Source organism: Kitasatospora sp. NPDC059146, from assembly GCF_042786665.1.
Classification (GTDB): Bacteria; Actinomycetota; Actinomycetes; order Streptomycetales; family Streptomycetaceae; genus Kitasatospora.
On record NZ_JBHZCY010000015.1, the window covers coordinates 35,624 to 55,545 of the forward strand.

Genomic DNA, 19,922 nt, shown 5'->3' on the forward strand with positions numbered 1-19,922 from the left:
TGCGACCGGCCGAAGAGGACCCGGCTCCGCCCCGGCGACTCTTGTTCGCCGATGGCGTAGCGGTTTCCGGTGCATCCGGCCCACCTGTGGGAACACCGATTCCCAGCATCAGGTTGGGATTGGTGTCGGCTGGTCGCGCAGCATCTCGCTCCTCTACCGGGGAGTGAATCCGTGGGCCGCGCCGCTGAGCGGGACTAGCATGCGGAAGGACAGGGCGGGGACGGACCCCGAACTGCCCGACCGCTCTGAGGAGCGATAAACGATGTTCGAGAGGTTCACCGACCGCGCGCGGCGGGTTGTCGTCCTGGCTCAGGAAGAAGCCCGGATGCTCAACCACAACTACATCGGCACCGAGCACATCCTCCTGGGTCTGATCCACGAGGGCGAGGGCGTCGCCGCCAAGGCCCTGGAGAGCCTCGGGATTTCCCTTGAGGCCGTGCGCCAGCAGGTCGAGGAGATCATCGGCCAGGGCCAGCAGGCCCCGTCCGGTCACATTCCCTTCACCCCCCGGGCGAAGAAGGTCCTGGAGCTGTCGCTCCGGGAGGCCCTGCAGCTCGGCCACAACTACATCGGCACCGAGCACATCCTGCTCGGCCTGATCCGCGAGGGCGAGGGCGTCGCAGCCCAGGTCCTGGTGAAGCTGGGTGCCGACCTCAACCGGGTGCGCCAGCAGGTCATCCAGCTGCTCTCCGGTTACCAGACCAGCGGCGGCAAGGAGTCGGCCACGGCCGGCGGGCCTGCCGAGGGCACCCCGTCGACCTCGCTGGTCCTGGACCAATTCGGGCGCAACCTCACCCAGGCCGCCCGCGAGGCCAAGCTCGACCCGGTCATCGGGCGCGAGAAGGAGATCGAGCGGGTCATGCAGGTGCTGTCCCGCCGCACCAAGAACAACCCGGTCCTGATCGGTGAGCCCGGCGTCGGCAAGACCGCCGTGGTCGAGGGCCTGGCGCAGGCGATCGTCAAGGGCGAGGTCCCGGAGACGCTCAAGGACAAGCAGCTCTACACGCTGGACCTGGGCGCCCTGGTGGCCGGCTCGCGCTACCGCGGTGACTTCGAGGAGCGCCTCAAGAAGGTGCTCAAGGAGATCCGCACCCGCGGCGACATCATCCTGTTCATCGACGAGCTGCACACCCTGGTCGGTGCGGGCGCCGCCGAGGGCGCCATCGACGCCGCCAGCATCCTCAAGCCGATGCTGGCCCGCGGCGAGCTGCAGACCATCGGTGCCACCACCCTGGACGAGTACCGCAAGCACCTGGAGAAGGACGCCGCGCTGGAGCGCCGCTTCCAGCCGATCCAGGTCGCCGAGCCCTCGCTGCCGCACACCATCGAGATCCTCAAGGGTCTGCGCGACCGCTACGAGGCCCACCACCGGGTCTCCATCACGGACGCCGCCCTGGTCGCCGCCGCCACCCTGGCCGACCGGTACATCTCGGACCGCTTCCTGCCGGACAAGGCGATCGACCTGATCGACGAGGCCGGCTCGCGCATGCGCATCCGCCGGATGACCGCGCCGCCGGACCTGCGCGAGTTCGACGAGAAGATCGCCGACGTGCGCCGCGAGAAGGAGAGCGCGATCGACGCGCAGGACTTCGAGAAGGCCGCGTCCCTGCGCGACGACGAGAAGCAGCTCCTGCAGGCCAAGGCCAAGCGCGAGAAGGAGTGGAAGGCCGGCGACATGGACGTCGTCGCGGAGGTCAACGAGGAGCTCATCGCCGAGGTCCTGGCCACCGCCACCGGCATCCCGGTCTTCAAGCTGACCGAGGAGGAGACCTCCCGGCTGCTGCGCATGGAGGACGAGCTGCACAAGCGCGTCATCGGCCAGAAGGACGCCATCAAGGCGCTCTCCCAGGCCATCCGGCGCACCCGTGCGGGCCTCAAGGACCCGAAGCGCCCCGGCGGTTCGTTCATCTTCGCCGGCCCGTCCGGCGTCGGTAAGACCGAACTGTCCAAGACGCTCGCCGAGTTCCTCTTCGGCGACGAGGACGCGCTGATCGCGCTCGACATGTCCGAGTTCTCCGAGAAGCACACCGTCTCCCGGCTGTTCGGCTCCCCGCCCGGGTACGTGGGCTACGAGGAGGGCGGCCAGCTGACCGAGAAGGTCCGCCGCAAGCCGTTCTCGGTCGTCCTCTTCGACGAGGTCGAGAAGGCCCACCCGGACATCTTCAACTCGCTGCTGCAGATCCTGGAGGACGGTCGTCTGACCGACTCCCAGGGCCGCGTGGTCGACTTCAAGAACACCGTCATCATCATGACGACCAACCTCGGCACCCGGGACATCTCCAAGGGCTTCAACCTGGGCTTCGCGGCCACGGGTGACTCCCAGACCGGGTACGAGCGGATGAAGGCGAAGGTCGGCGAGGAGCTCAAGCAGCACTTCCGCCCCGAGTTCCTGAACCGCGTCGACGACATCGTGGTGTTCCACCAGCTGTCCGAGGTCGACATCATCCAGATCGTCGACCTGATGATCGCCAAGGTGGACGAGCGGCTCAAGGACAAGGACATGGGCCTGGAGCTCAGCGTCGAGGCCAAGAAGCTGCTGGCCAAGCGCGGCTACGACCCCATCATGGGTGCCCGTCCGCTGCGCCGCACCATCCAGCGCGAGATCGAGGACCACCTCTCCGAGAAGATCCTCTTCGGCGAGCTGCGGGCCGGCCACATCGTGGTCGTGGACGTGGACGGCGACGGCAAGGACGCCAAGTTCACCTTCCGCGGCGAGGAGAAGTCGGCCGTCGCGGACACCCCGGCCGAGGTCGCTTCGTCCGGTCCGGACCTGACGAAGTAGACCAACATTTAACAGACAACTTCACAGCCACGAGCCCCCGGCGTCCGCGCCGGGGGCTCGTTGCGTTCCGGATTCCCGCGCAGGGCCCGGACCAGGCGTTTTCTGACCTGCCGTCAGCTGACATGAAATCGGCGAGCATAGCGCCGTGGCCATGTCAGGGTCAAGGTCTATCTTTTCCAGCTCCACTTCGGTCAAATGACGTCCACCTGTCTTTCATATTGGTTTACCGGGCCTTGGCCAAGAGTCAGCTCGGTCGGGGAGGGCGTCACAACGTTGAAGACCACCAGGAGAGCCGCAGCGGTCACCACCGCGGCGGCGGTCATAGTCACGCTCGGCGCGGGTCTGTTCCCGAGCAGCGCCGTCGCGGCCGGCTCGGCACCGGTTCCGAAGGACCCGGCCGACGCCGTCCAGTCCGTCAACACCGAGCACAACATCCCGGGCCCGCTGACCGCCAAGGTCGACGCGGAGAAGAAGGCCGCCACCGAGCAGCTGCTCAACGGCACCGCCCAGGTCGAGCAGCACAACGGCAGCACCAGCGTGAAGCTCGGCAAGGACAAGTACGTCGAGCTCCCCCGTGAGCGCTCGGACAAGATCTTCACGATCCTGGTCGACTTCGGCGACCAGGTCGACAACACCACCAAGACCGCCGACGGCAAGGTCAAGTACGGCGGCGAGGCCGGCCCCAAGCACAACGAGATCGAGGCGCCCGACCGCGCCACGAACAACTCGACCGCCTGGCAGGCCGACTACAACCAGCAGCACTACCAGGACCTGTACTTCGCCAAGGACAAGCCCTCGCTGAAGACCTTCTACGAGAAGCAGTCCTCGGGCCGCTACACGGTCGACGGCGTGGTCTCGGACTGGGTCCGGGTGCCGTGGAACGAGGCCCGTTACGGCTCCGACTACTGCGGCTCCAACGTCTGCTCCAGCGCCCAGGACCTGATCCGCGACGCCGTCGACATCTGGTACAAGGACCAGCTGGCGAAGGGTCAGACCAAGGAGCAGGTCAAGGCGACGCTGGCCTCGTACGACCAGTGGGACCGCTACGGGTCGCACCACGACGGGAACTTCAACCAGCCCGACGGGTACATCGACCACTTCCAGATCGTGCACGCCGGTGAGGACAAGTCGGCCGGTGGCGGCAAGCAGGGCAGCAAGGCCCTGTGGGCGCACCGCTCGTACGTCTACGGCAACCTGACCGGCCAGGCCGGCCCGGACAACAACAAGCTCGGCGGCGTCCAGGTCGGTGACTCCGGCTTCTGGATCGGCGACTACACGATGCAGCCGGAGAACGGCGGCCTCGGCGTCTTCGCGCACGAGTACGGCCACGACCTCGGTCTGCCGGACCTCTACGACACCGCCGGCAAGGGCATCGACAACTCGGTCGGCTTCTGGTCCCTGATGTCGTCCGGCTCCTGGCTCGGCGAGGGCAAGGACAGCATCGGCGACATGCCGAACGACCTCGACGCCTGGAGCAAGTACCAGCTCGGCTGGCTCAAGGTCGACCGCGCCAAGGCGGGCACCGAGTCGACGCACCACATCGGCCCGGTCGAGTACAACACCAACCTTCCGCAGGCGCTCATCGTCGACCTGCCGAAGAAGAGCATCACCACCGACATCAACAAGCCCTTCGGTGGCAACAACGAGTGGTGGAGCGGCAGCGCCGACAACCTCAACGTCACGCTGACCCGCGACATCGACCTGACCGGCAAGACCAAGGCCAGCATCAACGCCAAGGCCTGGTACGAGCTGGAGCCGGACTTCGACTACGCCTTCGGCGAGGTCTCCACCGACGGTGGCAAGACCTGGACCGTGGTGGACGGCACCTGGAACGGCGCCGCCCTCCCGAAGGAGAACGGCCGCCCGGCCCTCAGCGGCCTCACCGCCGCCTGGGGCGACCTGTCGTTCAACCTGGACGCCTACGCGGGCAAGAAGATCCAGTTCCGCTACCACAACACCACTGACGGCGGTCTGCACTACCGCGGCTTCGCGGCGGACAACATCGCCGTGGTCGCCGACGGTGCCACCGTGTTCAGCGACGACGTGGAGAACGGCGACAACGGCTGGACCGCCGCCGGCTTCACCCGCTTCGGCGGCTCGTACACCAAGGACTACGCGCAGTACTACATCGCGGAGAACAAGCAGTACGTGTCGTTCGACCAGACCCTCAAGACCGGCCCGTACAACTTCGGTTCGGCCGCCAAGCCCAGCTGGGTCGAGCACTACTCGTACCAGCCCGGCCTGCTGATCTGGTACTGGGACGAGTCGCAGACCGACAACAACGTCAGCGCCCACCCGGGCCACGGCCTGGTCCTGCCGGTCGACTCGCACCCGGCCCCGATCAAGTGGTCCGACGGCACCCTGATGCGTCCGCGCATGCAGGGCTTCGACTCGACCTTCGGTTCGCGCCGCGTCCCGGCGCTGACCCTGCACAAGGCCGACGTCGAGACCGTCATCCCGAAGTCCAAGGGCGTCGACGAGTTCAACGACCTGAAGTCCTGGTGGTCGAAGGACGACCAGTACGCCGGTGTGGACGTGCCGAAGACCGGCACCAGCATCGAGGTCGAGAACGAGTCCGCGAACTACCTGGAGACCTGGATCCGGGTCCGCCCGGTCGACAACTGATCGTCCTGACGGTCAGGCCGTGATCGCGCGGCACTGAGTTCTCCACGTCCGGCCCGCCCCCGCCACCACGCGGGGGCGGGCCGGACGCTTTTCGGCGGCCGGGCGCTCTTCGGCGGCCGGGCGCTTTCCGTCGGCCGGCTCCGCCCGGGAGCGCGCGCACCGGGTGGCGCTGGTCACAGCGGTTCGGCGCGGTACGACCGGGCCTAGTAGTCGGCGGGGCGGGACCGCGGCGTGGACCCGGTCGGGCCTCGGCGATCCGATCTCATGATCATTACTCCGTCGGCGGGAATCCCGGCGCCACGCCGACTACACGGGGTAGTACATCGCCGGGTTTGGGGCTGCGCTCGGTGACGGTTAAAGCTGAGTGCTCCCCAGCGCAGCCGACCGCCCGACCGGGCGTTTCCGTGTTGCCCCCGCACGACCGTGAGGTACGACCCGCGATGTCCAACGTCCCGCCCGTGGGGCCGGCCCTGCGCCGGCTCGCCGTCCGCGCGACGGCCCAGGCGGCCGTCTGGCAGCCGCGGATCGGCCAGGCCGTCCGCAGCCGCGCCGTACCGTCGCTGCGGCTGCTCACGACCCCCCGGCACGCCACCCTGCCGGGCAGCCGGCAGCGGACCGAGCGCGACCACGCGGTGGCCTCGGCCGGGGCGGCCGCCGCGCTGCTGGCGGGCGTGCTGCTGATCGCCACTCCGGGCAGCGCCTCGGCGCAGACCGTACGGCCGACCACGCCCGGCAGCTCGGCCTTCACGGCCCCGCGGGCGGAGGTGCCCAACCCGGGCCTGGTGCAGGTGGCCGGGCCGAGCCCGTACAAGCTGCCGGACGACGCCGCCTCGGCGCAGGCCTTCGTGGCCGTGGCGCCCAACCTGCTGCCGCTCGACCCGGCCGCTGCGGAGCCCGCGCCCGCCGAGCAGCCCGGCGCGCAGCCGGAGGCCGCACCGGACCCCGCGCCCGCGCCGGACTGGTCGGCGCCGGCGCCGGACGCGCCGACCAGCAACCCGTTCGGGAAGCCCAACCGCAGCTACGCCGCCGGGTACCACACCGGGGTGGACTTCGCGGTCTCCCCCGGCACGCCGGTGCTGGCGGTCGGCGACGCGACCGTGGTCTCGGCCGGCTGGGACGGCGCGTACGGCAAGGAGGTCGTGCTGCGGCTGGCCGACGGGCACTTCGCGCAGTACGCGCACCTGTCGGCGGTCTCGGTGTCGGCCGGCGACCGGGTGCCGGCGGGCCTACGGGTCGGACTGTCCGGGAACACCGGCAACTCGACCGGGCCGCACCTGCACTTCGAGATCCGCACCAGCAACCGCTACGGCGCGGTGGTCAACCCGATCGCCTACCTCTCCGCGCACGGCGTCACGGCGTTCTAGGACGCCGTGCCGCGGTGCCGCGGTGATCAGCCGGTGGTGCCGGTGGTGGGTCGGCCGATCCGGCTGCTGATCTCCAGCGCGACCTCGCGGGCCGCTTCGAGCGCCTCCTCCAGGTCCGCGGCCGGCAGCTTCTCGCCCCACACGTTCTCGGTCTCGCCGCAGTCGGAGGAGTCCTGCTTGAGCAGGAAGAACGCCGAGTGGGCGGTGAACAGCGCCATCGTGGCCCGCAGCCGGTCGCGGAACCCGGCGTCGGGTCCGTGCACCAGCTGCATCATGGTGATCACGCGCTCCCGGAACGCCAGCCCGGCCGGGGACTCCCGCAGCGCGGGCTGGTTCTCGTGGAAGAAGCGCAGCAGCGGGGCCCGCTCGGTCATCCCGTCCGCGTAGCGCCGGATCAACTCGTCGCGCATCTCCGGGCTCCAGGCCTCCTGCTCCCGGCCCCACGCGATGATCTCGTCGATCGGCGCGGCCATCCGCTCCACGATGCCCAGGACGATGTCGTCCTTGGTCTTGAAGTGGTAGTACAGCGCGGCCTTGGTGACGCCCAGTCGGTCGGCGATCTCACGCAGCGAGGTCTGCTCGTAGCCCTGCTCCGAGAAGAGCTCCAACGACACCTCGATGATGCGAGCCCGGGTGTCGCTGCGGGGGCTGTGCGGAGTGCCCATGGCCTGCCTCGTTGACTGCGTCGGTGACGGCTGCGGTGACTTGCTGCGGTGACTTGCTGCGGTGACGGCTGCGGACCCAGGGTGGCGTCCGCCCCGGGCCCATTCTCCCTGCCCAGGCGCTCGGTCTTAAAACTGGCTTGACGACCGGCTAGTAAAAAGCCTACCGTGCCGACGATCGATAAACTAGCCGGGCGTCAAGTAAGTGATCCGCACCGCGGCGCGAGGCCCGTCCGAAACACCCCTCCGGGAGACCCCACCCCATGTCACAGTCCAAGACCGCCGGCCCGGTACCGGAGGACAAGGCGACCGAGGAGGAGCAGCCGCGGTCACCCCGCGAGATCCGCCTCGTGATGGTCGGCCTGGTCGTCACGATGCTGCTGGCCATGCTCGACAACCTGATCGTCGGAACCGCGATGCCGACCATCGTCGGCGACCTCGGCGGCGCCGAGCACCTCTCCTGGGTGGTCACCGCGTACACCCTGGCCACCGCCGCCTCCACCCCGATCTGGGGCAAGCTCGGCGACCTCTACGGTCGCAAGGGCATCTTCCTGACCTCGATCGTGATCTTCCTGGTGGGCTCGGCGCTGTCCGGCCTGTCCCAGAACATGAACGAGCTGATCGGCTTCCGCGCCGTGCAGGGCCTCGGCGCCGGCGGCCTGATGGTCGGCGTCATGTCGATCATGGGTGCGCTCGTCCCGCCGCGTGACCGCGGCAAGTACCAGGGCATGTTCGCCGCCGTGATGGCCCTCGCCACCATCGGCGGCCCGCTGGTCGGCGGCTTCATCACCGACCACCTGAGCTGGCACTGGACCTTCTACATCAACCTGCCGCTCGGCCTGATAGCCCTCGCCGTGGTCGTCGTCACCCTCAAGCTGCCGAAGGTCACCAACACCGCCCGGATCGACTACCCGGGCGCGGTGCTGCTCACCGCGGGCATCACCTCGCTGGTGCTGATCACCACCTGGGGCGGCCAGCAGTACGCCTGGGGCTCCAAGGAGATCCTCGGCCTGGCCGCGCTCGCCGTCGCCTCGCTGATCGCCTTCTGCTACGTGGAGCAGCGGGCCCAGGAGCCGATGCTCCCGCTGAGCCTCTTCAAGAACCTGAACTTCACCCTGGTCTCGATCATCGGCTTCGTGGTCGGCTTCGTGATGTTCGGCTCGACCGTCTTCCTGCCGCTCTACCAGCAGATCGTCCAGGGCGCCTCGGCGACCAACTCCGGCCTGCTGCTGATGCCGATGATGTTCGGCATGCTGGTCGTCTCGCTGGTGGTCGGCCAGGCCGTCACCAAGACCGGCAAGTACCGGATCTTCCCGATCATCGGCACCGTCGTGATGACCGCCGGCATGGTCCTGCTCTCCACCATGGGCGTCGGGACCAGCAGCTTCACCTCGGCCTGCTGGATGGTCGTGCTCGGCGCGGGCATGGGCTTCCTGATGCAGATCACCATGCTGGTCGCCCAGAACAGCGTCGAGCTCAAGGACATGGGCGTGGCCAGCTCCACCGCCACCCTGTTCCGCACCATCGGCGGTTCCTTCGGTGTCGCGCTGTTCGGCGCCCTGTTCAACAACCGGGTGAAGGACACCATGACCTCGCGCCTGGGCGAGCAGGCCTCGGCCGGCGGCGGGGCGAAGGACCCGGGCCAGGTGAGCCCGGCCGAGCTGCGCAAGCTGCCCGAGGTCGTCCAGGACGCCTACCACCACGCCGTGTCCAACGGCATGCACACCGTCTTCCTGTGGGGCGCCGGGGTGGCCGTGATCGCCATCGCCGCCGCACTGTTCCTGCGCGAGGTGCCGCTGCGCGGCACCGGCAAGGGCGAGAAGCCGGCCGAGGCCTCGCTGGAGGCGGCGGCCGTCTGACGACCGCCCACGGACGACGGCGCCCCCGGGAAGGGATCTCCCGGGGGCGCCGTCCTCGTTGTCCGGGGGGGCTTCGCCGCCGGCTACTGGGGCAGCCGGTAGACGCCCTGCTCGACCGGCTCGACCAGGCCGTCGGCGACCAGGCCGTCCAGGGCCCGGGCGCGCTGCACCGCGTCCGGCCAGACCGCGTCCAGCCGGGCCTGCGGGACGGTGCCGTGCGCCTCGCGCAGCACCGCGAGCAGCTTGCCGCGCACCTGGCGGTCGGTGCCCTCGAAGGTCTGGCCGCGCCGGGCCGGGCCCTCGTACGGCGGGCGGCCGGCCCGTTGCCAGGCGCAGACGGTGAACAGCGGGCACTCCCCGCACTCCGGGCCTCGGGCGGTACAGACCAGGGCTCCCAGCTCCATCACGCCGACCGCCCAGGTGGCGGCCGTCCCGGCGTCGTCCGGCAGCAGCGCGGTCGCGGTGCGGCGCTCGGCGGCGGTAGTGGCGGTGGCCGGGTACTCCACGCCGGTCACCGCGCGGGCGAAGACCCGGCGGACGTTGGTGTCCAGCACCACGTGCCGCTGGCGGAAGGCGAAGGAGGCGACGGCCGCGGCGGTGTACTCCCCCACCCCGGGCAGCGAGAGCAGCGTGGCGTGGTCGTCCGGGACCTCCCCGCCGTGCTCCTCGGTGATCGCCACGGCGGCCGCGTGCAGGCGCAGCGCGCGGCGCGGGTAGCCCAGCCGGCCCCACATCCGGACCGCCTCGCCGGGCGCCTCGGCGGCGAGGGAGGCGGGGGTGGGCCAGCGGGTCATCCAGGCCTGCCAGGCGGGCAGCACCCGCTTCACCGGGGTCTGCTGGAGCATGAACTCGCTCACCATGACGGCCCAGGGCGTCGCGTCGGGGGTCCGCCAGGGCAGGTCGCGCTTGCTGGCCTCGTACCAGTCGATGACGGTCGAGTGCAGCAGCGGCAGGGGCAGTGGCGGCGCGGGGGCGGCTTCGGTGGCGGTGATGGCAGTCATGGCCCTTCGATCCTCCCACGGCCGCGGAGCCGGATCGAAGCGGATGCGGCGGCTCCGGACGGACCGTTCTCCCCCGGTTTCCGCTCGGGTCGCCACCCGGGCTCCACGCGGACTCCAGCGGGTCTCCGGCCGGTTCTCCGCCGGTTTCCGGCCGGGCATCCGGGTGAAAGGACTCCCTCGAACGGATCAAATGGCGGATCATGTGAAAGAAGGGGCGACTGTGCGGTGTTGGTGAGTCAATCGCCACACGCAGTCCCATAGAGTTTGATCGTGCCCTCTTTGCGTCAACCCGTGGGACCGCTGCCGGCCTCGATCTACTGGCGTCGGCGTGTCGTCGTGCTCGTCGCCGTCGCGGCGGTCGTCGCCCTGATCGCCTGGCTGATGACCGATCAGGGCGGGGGCGGTGACGGCGGCTCGTCGAGCAAGGCCGCGCAGCCCGTACCGTCCCAGAGCCAGACGCCCGCTCAGGCGATCACGCCCGGCGCCTCGCCGAGCGGCCCCGCGGCGCACCCGGCCGGCGGCTCCGGCGGCGGGCCGGTGGCCAGCGGCGGCGGCAGCGAGGTCGGCCTCAGCGGCGGCGCCACGGGTGGCGGCGGCGGCGGGACCGGCGGCTCGGGCGGGACCGGTGGGTCCGGTGCCTCGGGCGGGTCCGGCGGCGCGGGCGGTTCCGGTGGCGGCAGCCCGGCGCCCGGCGGGGCCGGCGGCTCGGGCGGTGGCGCCCCGGCGGTGAACACCGCCGAGGTGATGGCGCTCCCGGTCTGCTCCTCCTCGCAGGTCGCCCTGGAGCTGGCCGGCACCCAGAACTCGTACCAGCCCAAGGACAAGCCCAAGCTGGCGCTGACGGTCAAGAACTCCTCCGGCGCCAACTGCCGGGTGGACCTGGGCCGCACCGCCTCCGTGATCACGGTCAGCAGCGGCAGCAACAACGACCGGGTCTGGTCCTCCGGCGACTGCCCGCCCGACAAGGGCAACATCTGGGTGCAGATCCCGGCGAACGGCAGCCAGACCGAGACCTTCACCTGGGACCGCAGCCGCAGCAAGCCGCAGTGCGCGACCGCCGACCAGACCGCCCCGGCGAACGGGACGTACGTGGTGCTGGCGGAGCTCACCGGGCTCTCCGGTGACAAGGTGTCGGCCCGGACCTCGATCCGACTGGACAGCTGAACGCCCGTCACGTCCCCACGGAGCCCCCGGCCGCCGAACGGTCGGGGGCTCCGCACGTCGGCATGTCGGTGCGTCGGTGCGTCGGCCCGGCGGCACGTCGGCCGCTCCGTGCCGCGGGGTCCGGGGTCCGGGGTCCGGGGACGCGGAACGGCCCCCGAGGAAGCGTTTCTCCGGGGGCCGTTCGTGGTCCGCTGCGCGTCCGCGTCCGGTCAGACGTAGCGCTCCAGGATGGACGATTCGGCAAGGCGGGACAGGCCCTCGCGGACCGAGCGGGCCCGGGTCTCGCCGACGCCCTCGACCGTCTGCAGGTCGTCGATGCTGGCCGCGAGCAGCTTCTGCAGGCCGCCGAAGTGCTCGACCAGGCGCTCTATCACCGTGTTGGGCAGGCGCGGGATCTTCGCCAGCAGGCGGTAGCCGCGCGGGGAGACGGCGGAGTCCAGGGACTCCGGCGTGCCGGAGTAGCCGAGCGCCTTGGCGACCGTCTGCAGGTCCAGCAGCTCGGCGTGGGTGAGCGCCTCCAGGTCGGCCAGCACCTCGGTGACCGTGCGGCCCTTCTTGGCGGCGCGCTCCGGGAAGTAGTCCCGGGCGACCAGCTCGCGCTCCGGCTCCACACCGGCGATCAGCTCGTCCAGCTGGAGCGAGAGCAGACGGCCGTCGATGCCGAGCTCCAGCACGTAGCCGGCGATCTCGGTGGCGATCAGCCGGACCATCTCCAGGCGCTGGGCCACGGCGGTGACGTCCCGGACCGTCACCAGGTCCTCGATCTCCAGGGCGGAGAGCGTGCCGGCCACCTCGTCCAGGCGCAGCTTGTAGCGCTCCAGGGTGGCCAGCGCCTGGTTGGCGCGGGAGAGGACGGTGGTGGAGTCCTCCAGCACCCGGCGGGTGCCGTTGACGTACATGGCGATCAGCCGCATCGAGTGCGAGACCGCGACCACCGGGTAGCCGGTCTGCCGGTTGACCCGCTCGGCGGTGCGGTGGCGGGTGCCGGTCTCGTCGGTGGGGATGGTGGAGTCCGGCATCAGGTGGACGCCGGCCCGGACGATCTTGGTGATGTCCTTGTCCAGCACCACCGCGCCGTCGAGCTTGCACAGCTCGCGCAGGCGGGTCGCGCTGAACTCGACGTCCAGGACGAAGCCGCCGGTGCAGATCGGCTCGACGGTCTTGTCGAAGCCCAGCACGATCAGGCCACCGGTATTGGCCCGCAGGACCCGTTCCAGTCCGTCACGAAGCGCGGTACCGGGCGCGATGGCGGTGAGGGAGGCCCGCAGCAGGGCCTCCTCACGGGAGGCCTTGTCCGCCCCCCGGTCGCTGGCTGCCACGTGACTCCTCCGGTCGACCCCGTGCCGCGCGCCTCGCGCCGTGCGCCGGTCCGCGGTCTGTTGCTCTGTCGCTCAGTACCGCTCCGGTACTGCCTTCTGGCCAATGAGACTGGGGAAAGTCTAACTGCGTGCGGCTTCGGCAGGGCTTGGGTCAGCGCAGTTCATCGGAGTCGAGCGGCTCCCAGCCGTCCATCAGCTCCTCCGGGTACGCCGGGACCCGGGGTGCGCGGGGCGCCGGCGGGGCCGACGGAGCCTCACCACGCCCCTCCGTACGGGCCTCACCGCGGGTCTCGGAGCGGCTCTCGGAGCGCGACTTGGCGGCGGCCCGGCGGCGGCCCGGGATGGCCCGCAGCGCCTCGCCGATGTCGGCCACCTCGACCACCTTCATGCCCGGCGGCACCTTGCCCGGGTCCGGCGGGACCAGGGCGTGGGTGAAGCCCAGCCGGTGCGCCTCGGCCAGCCGGCGCTGCACACCCGTCACCCGCCGCACCTCGCCGGCCAGGCCGACCTCACCGATCGCCACCAGGTTGCTGGGCAGCGGGGTGTCGGTGGAGGAGCTGGCCACCGCGAGCGCGACCGCGAGGTCGGCGGAGGGCTCGGTGAGCTTCACCCCGCCGACCGTCGCGGTGTAGATGTCCTGCTTGCCGAGCTTCACCCCGCCGTGCCGCTCGACCACGGCCAGGATCATCGCGATCCGGGGCGACTCCAGGCCCGAGGTGGTGCGCCGCGGGGAGGGGATCTGCGAATCCACCATCAGCGCCTGCACCTCGGCGACCAGCGGGCGCTTGCCCTCCAGGGTGACGGTGAGGCAGGTGCCCGGGACGGGCTTGTCACGCCTGGTCAGGAAGAGGCCGGACGGGTCGGCCAGGCCGACGATGCCCTCGTCGTGCAGCTCGAAGCAGCCCACCTCGTCGGTGGCGCCGTAGCGGTTCTTGACCCCGCGGATGAGCCGCAGCCGGGCGTGCCGGTCGCCCTCGAAGCTCAGCACCACGTCCACCAGGTGCTCCAGCAGGCGGGGGCCGGCGATCTGGCCGTCCTTGGTGACGTGGCCGACCAGCAGGGTGGCCATGCCCCGCTCCTTGGAGGCCCGGATCAGCGCGCCCGCCACCTCGCGGACCTGGGCCGGGCCGCCGGGGGCGCCGTCCAGCTCGGCGGAGGCGATGGTCTGCACCGAGTCCAGGATCAGCAGGCCGGGGTTGACCGCCTCGATGTGCCCCAGCACCGCGCCGAGGTCCTGCTCGGCGGCGAGGTAGAGGTGCTCGGAGAGCGCGTTGATCCGGTCGGCGCGCAGCCGGACCTGGCCTGCCGACTCCTCGCCGGTGACGTAGAGCGTGCGGTGCCGGTCGGTGGCCGCCTTGGCCGCGACGTCCAGCAGCAGGGTGGACTTGCCGACGCCGGGCTCGCCGGCCAGCAGCACCACCGCGCCGGGCACCAGGCCGCCGCCGAGCACCCGGTCCAGCTCCGGCACGCCCGTGGAGCGGGCCGTCGCGACCTGGCCGTCCACCTGGGCGATCGGCCGCGCGGGCGCGCTGACCGGGCCCGCGGCGGTGGTGCGGATCGGCACCGCGCCGTACTCCTCGACCGTGCCCCAGGCGTTGCACTCCGGGCAGCGGCCGACCCACTTCGGCAGCTGGTTGCCGCACTCGGTGCAGCGGTAGGCCGGGCGCGGCTTGGCGGTGGTCTTGGAACGCGGAGGCATGCGGCCCACGGTAGCGGCTGGGTGTGACAGCGGAGGACCACCGCCGGACCGGACGCGCGCCCACACAGATGGGCGATGTTGTTACCCGAAAGAAGTACATACGCGGCGAACGGCGGGGACGGACCGCCCGCTGCTCCTACCGTCGGACGGGTGACAACGCGAACTGTTGGGCCCGTCGGGGCTGCGGACGCCGTGCTCGCGGCGTACGACCGGCAGGTGGACGGCCTGTTCACCTACTGCCTCTCGGTGCTGTGCGAGCACGACGCGGCGGCCGGCGCCCTGCGTGAGGTCCGCGAACTGGCCCGGCGGCACGGCAACCGGCTGGCCGAGCCCGGACTGGTCCGGGCCTGGCTCTTCTCACTGGCCCGGTACTGCTGCCTGCGGCGGCTCGCGGACGGGGCCTGCTCGGAGGGCGGGAGCGGGCCGGAGAGCGGCAGCGGGTCGGAGAGCGGCAGCGGGTCGGAGGACGGGACCGGCGCGGGGCCCGGGGCCGATTCGACCGGCGCGGAGCCGACCGGGGCGGAGGCGGTCCGGCGGCGGCGCGAGCTGGCCTCGCTCGCCTGGCCGGAGGCGGCCGGTACGGACCCGGAGCAGCGCGAGGCGCTGGAGCTCTCCGTCCGGCACCGGCTGACCCCGCTGGAGGTGGCGGCCGTCCTGGGCCTGCCGTTCGAGCGGACCCGGGCCCTGCTCGCCGCCGCCGAGGCCGAGGTGGCCCGGACCAGGGCGGCGCTGCTGGTGCTCGGGGTGGGTAGCTGCCCCGAGCTGGACCGGCTGGGCGGGGCCGGGGCCGAGTCCTGGCGGGACTGGGTGCTCGGCCCGGCGCTGCGGCGGGAGCTGGTGCAGCACGTGGTGGACTGCCCGACCTGCCGGGGAACGGCGGAGCGGGTGGCCGCCGGCGGGGCGGCGGAGGGCGCGTCCGGGCTGCCGGGACTGTCCGGGCTGTCTGGACTGTCCGGGCTGCCGCTGCTGACGGCGCCGGCCGCAGTGGGCGGCGCGGTGCAGCCTCCGGTGGCAGGGGTGTCGGGGCGGCGGGGTACCGCGGCGGCCGAACCGGGGCTGCGCTTCGACCACGGCGGCTTCCCCCGGCACCGGGCGCCGGACGCGGGCCGGAGCCTGGTGGTCCGTCGGCGGGTGGTGACCACCGGGGTGCTCGCGGCCGTCCTGGCGGCGCCGGTGGTGGCGCTCTGGGCCGGGCACCGGGGCGGCACCGGGGCGGGGGCGGCGGCCTCGGTGTCGGCGGTGCGGGTGGACGGGGCCGGGTCGGACGCCGGGCAGCGGCCGCCCTGGTCGGCCGGGGTGGGCGCGGGCGGCGGCGCGGGGATGCCCGGGCTGGAGCTGGCGGGTGCGGGTGGCAATGGGGCGGGTGGCGGAGGTGGCGGGAGTGGTGCAGAAACGTTGCTGCCCGGCTTTCCGCGGCTCACCCTCCAGGGACCGCTGGTCCCCGTGCCGGCCCGCGGCGCGACCCCGCTCGGCAGCCCCGCCCTGGTCGCCGCCCCGGCCCCCGCGGTCGAACAGGCCTCCGCGCCGGGCGCGGGCAACCCGGCGCCCGCCGGGCTGCTCACCGTCGAGGCCGGGGAGTACGGCAGCCGGACGGTGCTCACCCTCACCAACTCCGGCACCACGGAGATCCGTTGGCACGCGGTGACGGACGCCGGCTGGCTCCGGCTCAGCCGCGACTCGGGGACGCTGGCGCCGGGGCAGCGGATCACCGTGATCGTCACCGTGGACGAGGACCTCGCGCCCACCACCCACTGGACCGCCCGGATCGCGCTGCCGCCCTCCCAGGCGGTGGTCACCCTGGAGGGCGGACCGCAGAACCGGGGCGGTACCGCGTCTTCCTCGGCGGAGCCCTCGTCGGGGGACTCGACGGGGAGTTCGGCAGGGAGCTCGGCAGGGCCTTCCTCGGGGCCTGCGCCCTCGGGGCCTTCGTCGGCCTCCGCCTCGCCCTCCTCGCCGGCGTCGCCTTCGACGACGGCCCCGGCCCAGCCCACCGCGACGCCGAGCCGGACGGTCCCGCCGTCCCCCTCCGGATCGCCGAGCAGCGCACCCGCGACCACGGCGTCTCCGACGGCCGGCGCCTCGCCCCACCCGACGGGGGCGGCGACGGGGCACTAGGGCCTGTCCGGCGGATCTTGCCAGGCGCGCGACGCCGGGCATCCCGCCTGGACGCACACCCGAATCGCCCAAGTACGTCCAGTACGAGGCCGACTCGGGCGCACGCCCAGCCGGGCGCCCAACGCCGCGCGCTGATCTGCCAAGATCCGCCGGACAGGCCCTAGGCAGGCGGGCCGCGGTGCCGCGTGGAGTGGGAAGTCGGCCGGGTCGACTTCCTGCTCCACGCGGCACGGGTGCGGCGGCGTTGGGGTGCGTGCACCGGAGGCGCGCCCGAGCATCGGCCCGCAGGCGGGAATTCGGAGACGGACCCCGGGGAGGTCGGCCGCAAGACCGCGTGGAGTGGGAAGTCGGCCAGGTCGACTTCCTGCTCCGCGTGCTGTGGGCCGGGCGGCGGGAGCGGGGGGCAGGCGGGGGCGGGGCGTCAGTGGCGGTGGATCGGGGGGACCTGGTAGCTGCCGTCCAGGACCGACGGCTTCGGGCGGTAGAGCCGGATGATCGGGCGGAACTCGCCGAGCGGGGTGGGGAGCCAGTTGGCGGCGGCCGTCGGGTCCTCGGGCGGTTCGTGCTGGAGGGTCACGGTCAGCGAGCCGTCCGGGCCGTAGACCAGGCCGGGGGTGCGGTCGCCGATCGAGTAGCGGTCCTCCGGGTTCTCCACCAGGTAGTAGTCCGGCACCGAGTACATCGTGACGGACCAGAAGGCCTCGGCCGGCGGGGGCTCCTCGAAGCGGAGGGTGTAGCTGTTGGCGCCGGTGAGCGGGCGGCCGTCGGAGTCGTCGTAGGTCATCGCGTACGAGGCCTCGTAGGCGTGGTTGCCCCACAGGCCGGCCCGGGCGGCGGCGGCGCGGCTGAGGTAGGCGGCGCGGCGGTCGGGGATGCGCCACTCGGGGTCGTCCAGGGTGCCGGGGCCCAGGTGGTCGATGTTGTAGTCGAAGAGGTGGAGCGCCGAGCGCCACTCGCCGAGCGGGTGGTCCTCGGGCGGGCGGGTGGCGTCCTCGACCCGCTCCCGCCCGGCGGCCAGGCCCTTGGCGAGTGCGAGGGTCCACTCGGCGGCCGCGGCGCGGTACGGGGAGGCGCCGTCGTCCAGCAGGCCGAGCGGGGCGAAGCGGCGCTGGTACTCGATGTCGGGGGTGGCCGGCGGGAAGGCCTGCATCCACACCCGCAGGCGTTCGAAGAAGGCCAGCCGCTCGGGGACGTCCGGGTCGGGCTCGGGGACTCCGGCGACCAGGCCGCCGGGCTCCAGCGGCTCCAGGGCGAGCGCGGCCTGGAGGGCCTTGACCCGGGGCAGGTCGTCCGGGCCGTCGCAGGCGAACCGGCCGACGATCGTGCCGACGGTGGTGGGCAGTTCGATCACCCGGGCCGGGTCCGGCGCGGTGCCGTGCCAGTCCGGCGGGACGACCAGCCAGGTCTGCGCCGCAGTGCCGGTGGCGCGGCTGCCGAGGTAGGCGACGTTGTCCGTCCAGGCCCCGATGAACTGCAGCACGTAGTAGGCGCCGGCGGTGTCCGGGACGTGCAGCACCTGCGGGCCCTCGGAGAGGTCCAGTTGGGCGATCGAGTAGATGGTGTCGTTGTTGACCGAGACGAAGTGGTCGCCGGGGCCGGCCAGCCGGGTGGCGTGGCTGAAGTGGTTGAACGGCGCCGCCGGGAGGGTGCCCAGGCCGCCCTTGGCGAAGCGCTCGACCATGGTGAGGCCGGCGACGAGCGGGTAGCCGTAGACGTAGGCGTCGGCGGCCAGGGCCTCCAGCTCGGGCAGGTTCATCGGGGTCCTTCGTCGGGTCGGCGCCGGGGCGGGGCGGGGTCAGGGCGGGGCGGGGTCAGGGCGGGGCGGGGTCAGCGCGGGGTCGGCACGGGGTCAGCGCGGGGTGAGCGGCGGGGGCTGCCAGCGGCCGTCCAGTACGGCGGCCTCCGGGCCGTGGATCCGGAGCACCACGGCGAACGGGCCGTCCGGGGCGGGCAGCCAGTTGGCGGAGTGGTCGGCGTTGGCGGGGCGCTTGTGCTGGAGGTAGAGGGTCAGGCCGCCGTCCGGGTCGCGGAGCAGGCCGGGGGTGTCGCCGCCGACCGAGTAGCGGTCCAGGGTGTTGTCGACCAGCCGGTGCCCGGGGAGCGCGTAGACGGTCACCGACCAGAAGAAGCGGGCGGGTGGCAGGGCGTCCGGGGCGAAGCGGATCAGATGGTCGCGGTCGGCGGCGTTCGGCGGGCGGCGGCCCTCGCCGTCCGCTGCCCAACGGCCGTACCAGACCTCCTCGGTGGGCAGGCCGTACGGGTCGAGCTCGGCGGCGACGGCCAGCCGGAGGAAGTCCCCGCCGAGTTCCTCGCGGGTGCCGAACAGGCCTGCGGAGTCGCGGAGTTCGGCGACCGCCCGGGTCAGCCGGGCGCGGCCGTCGGCGATCCCGCGGCCGAGTTCGGCCCGCACCTCCAGCGGGAGGGCGGCGGGCTCGAACTCCCCGCGGCCGTCGACGCCGAGGTCGGTGAGGCGGCCGCGCAGCGCGGTCTCGGCGGGCGGGAGTGCGTCGGTCGGCGGGAAGAAGCCGAGCAGGAAGTCGAGGAAGGTGAGGAACTCGACGCCCTCCGGGACCTCGTCGCGCCAGACCGGCCAGACCGGTTCGGGGGCCGGGGCGGGCGCCGGGGTGCCCGCGTACGCGTGCAGCGGGCGCAGTCGGTACTGCTCCTGGACGGCCCGTAGTGCGGTGAGGTCGGCGGGGGTGTCCCCGGGCAGGCGGGTGCGGCCGACGACGCCGACCAGCCGGGTGGCGGCGCGGATCACGCCGGTGATGCCGGGCGGGACCTCGCCCTGCCAGTCGGGGCCGGCCACCAGGAAGTCCCCGGCGTCCTGGCCGGTGGTCCGGGAGCCGATCAACCCGGCGGGCAGGGTGTCGAGTTCGTGCACCGCGAGGGCGCGGTAGTCGTCCGTGGCGGGCACCGAGAGCACCCAGGGTTCGGCGCGCAGGTCGAGCCAGGCGCGGGACGGGAGGGTGTCGTTGTCGGGGGTGACGGCGTCGGTGTCGGCGGGCCCGGCCGGCCGGGTGGTGTGGCGGAAGACGCCGAAGCCGCCGACGTAGCCCGGGTCGGCGTCGTCCAGGGCCTGGGTGTAGAGGGCCCGGTAGTTCCGCAGGAGGGGGTGGGCGCGGATCCAGGCCTCGGCCGCGGTCGCGCGGATGGTGGCCGGATCGACGAGTGCCGGGTTGACCATGCTGTCGCTCTCCCAGGCCGGATCAGGCAGACAAGGGCAGACAAGGGGTGGATCAGGACGGATCGGGGCAGATCGGTACACCTGGGATGCTAAGGGGGGTGGGTGGGGGTGGCACGTCGGGCGGCGCCCGCGGCGGGCGGATCCG

General features: G+C 72.4%; 12 protein-coding genes. 6 read left to right on the top strand and 6 right to left on the bottom strand.

From position 1 onward, the window contains the following. Positions 1-262 precede the first annotated feature (262 nt). From ACFXPX_RS09455 to ACFXPX_RS09465, 3 genes are all read left to right on the top strand, one after another. Positions 263-2,782: an ATP-dependent Clp protease ATP-binding subunit gene (locus tag ACFXPX_RS09455; protein WP_375881675.1), complete on the top strand. Its 2,520-nt coding sequence runs from the start codon at positions 263-265 to the stop codon at positions 2,780-2,782. Positions 2,783-3,055: 273 nt separating this feature from the next. Beyond that, positions 3,056-5,407: an immune inhibitor A domain-containing protein gene (locus tag ACFXPX_RS09460; protein WP_375881672.1), complete on the top strand. Its 2,352-nt coding sequence runs from the start codon at positions 3,056-3,058 to the stop codon at positions 5,405-5,407. Positions 5,408-5,847: 440 nt separating this feature from the next. After that, a complete protein-coding gene (locus tag ACFXPX_RS09465; protein ID WP_380586256.1) occupies positions 5,848-6,771 on the top strand; it encodes a M23 family metallopeptidase in 924 nt (307 codons plus the stop codon). Positions 6,772-6,797: 26 nt separating this feature from the next. Here the strand turns inward: ACFXPX_RS09465 and ACFXPX_RS09470 are convergent, their stop codons facing one another. Beyond that, complete coding sequence (locus tag ACFXPX_RS09470) at positions 6,798-7,436, bottom strand: TetR/AcrR family transcriptional regulator (RefSeq protein WP_380522912.1); 639 nt, start codon at positions 7,434-7,436, stop codon at positions 6,798-6,800. 260 nt (positions 7,437-7,696) lie between these two features. On the opposite strand from ACFXPX_RS09470, the gene ACFXPX_RS09475 reads away from it, so the two are divergent. Then, positions 7,697-9,292 carry an MDR family MFS transporter gene (locus ACFXPX_RS09475; protein ID WP_380522913.1) on the top strand — a complete coding sequence of 532 codons (1,596 nt, stop codon included), beginning with the start codon at positions 7,697-7,699 and terminating at the stop codon, positions 9,290-9,292. 83 nt (positions 9,293-9,375) lie between these two features. Here the strand turns inward: ACFXPX_RS09475 and ACFXPX_RS09480 are convergent, their stop codons facing one another. After that, a complete protein-coding gene (locus ACFXPX_RS09480; protein WP_380640376.1) occupies positions 9,376-10,293 on the bottom strand; it encodes an A/G-specific adenine glycosylase in 918 nt (305 codons plus the stop codon). Positions 10,294-10,584: 291 nt separating this feature from the next. On the opposite strand from ACFXPX_RS09480, the gene ACFXPX_RS09485 reads away from it, so the two are divergent. Further along, positions 10,585-11,457 carry a hypothetical protein gene (locus ACFXPX_RS09485; RefSeq protein ID WP_380640379.1) on the top strand — a complete coding sequence of 291 codons (873 nt, stop codon included), beginning with the start codon at positions 10,585-10,587 and terminating at the stop codon, positions 11,455-11,457. 209 nt (positions 11,458-11,666) lie between these two features. On the opposite strand, the gene disA is transcribed toward ACFXPX_RS09485, so the two are convergent. Together disA and radA are read right to left on the bottom strand one after the other, a co-directional pair. After that, positions 11,667-12,725, bottom strand: a complete 1,059-nt coding sequence (disA, locus tag ACFXPX_RS09490; protein WP_350507754.1) for a DNA integrity scanning diadenylate cyclase DisA — start codon at positions 12,723-12,725, stop codon at positions 11,667-11,669. 202 nt (positions 12,726-12,927) lie between these two features. Next, a complete protein-coding gene (gene radA, locus ACFXPX_RS09495) occupies positions 12,928-14,475 on the bottom strand; it encodes a DNA repair protein RadA (protein WP_375881658.1) in 1,548 nt (515 codons plus the stop codon). A gap of 150 nt (positions 14,476-14,625) precedes the next feature. Between radA and ACFXPX_RS09500 the strand changes: the two genes are divergently transcribed. Beyond that, positions 14,626-16,590, top strand: a complete 1,965-nt coding sequence (locus tag ACFXPX_RS09500; RefSeq protein WP_380640381.1) for a hypothetical protein — start codon at positions 14,626-14,628, stop codon at positions 16,588-16,590. Between the two features lie 421 nt (positions 16,591-17,011). Here the strand turns inward: ACFXPX_RS09500 and ACFXPX_RS09505 are convergent, their stop codons facing one another. Both ACFXPX_RS09505 and ACFXPX_RS09510 read right to left on the bottom strand, forming a co-directional pair. After that, positions 17,012-18,346, bottom strand: coding sequence for a DUF1254 domain-containing protein (locus ACFXPX_RS09505; protein WP_380526259.1), 1,335 nt, complete (start codon positions 18,344-18,346; stop codon positions 17,012-17,014). A gap of 93 nt (positions 18,347-18,439) precedes the next feature. Then, on the bottom strand, positions 18,440-19,777 hold the full coding sequence (locus ACFXPX_RS09510) for a DUF1254 domain-containing protein (RefSeq protein ID WP_380595313.1): 1,338 nt from the start codon (positions 19,775-19,777) through the stop codon (positions 18,440-18,442). Between the last annotated feature and the right edge of the window lie 145 nt (positions 19,778-19,922).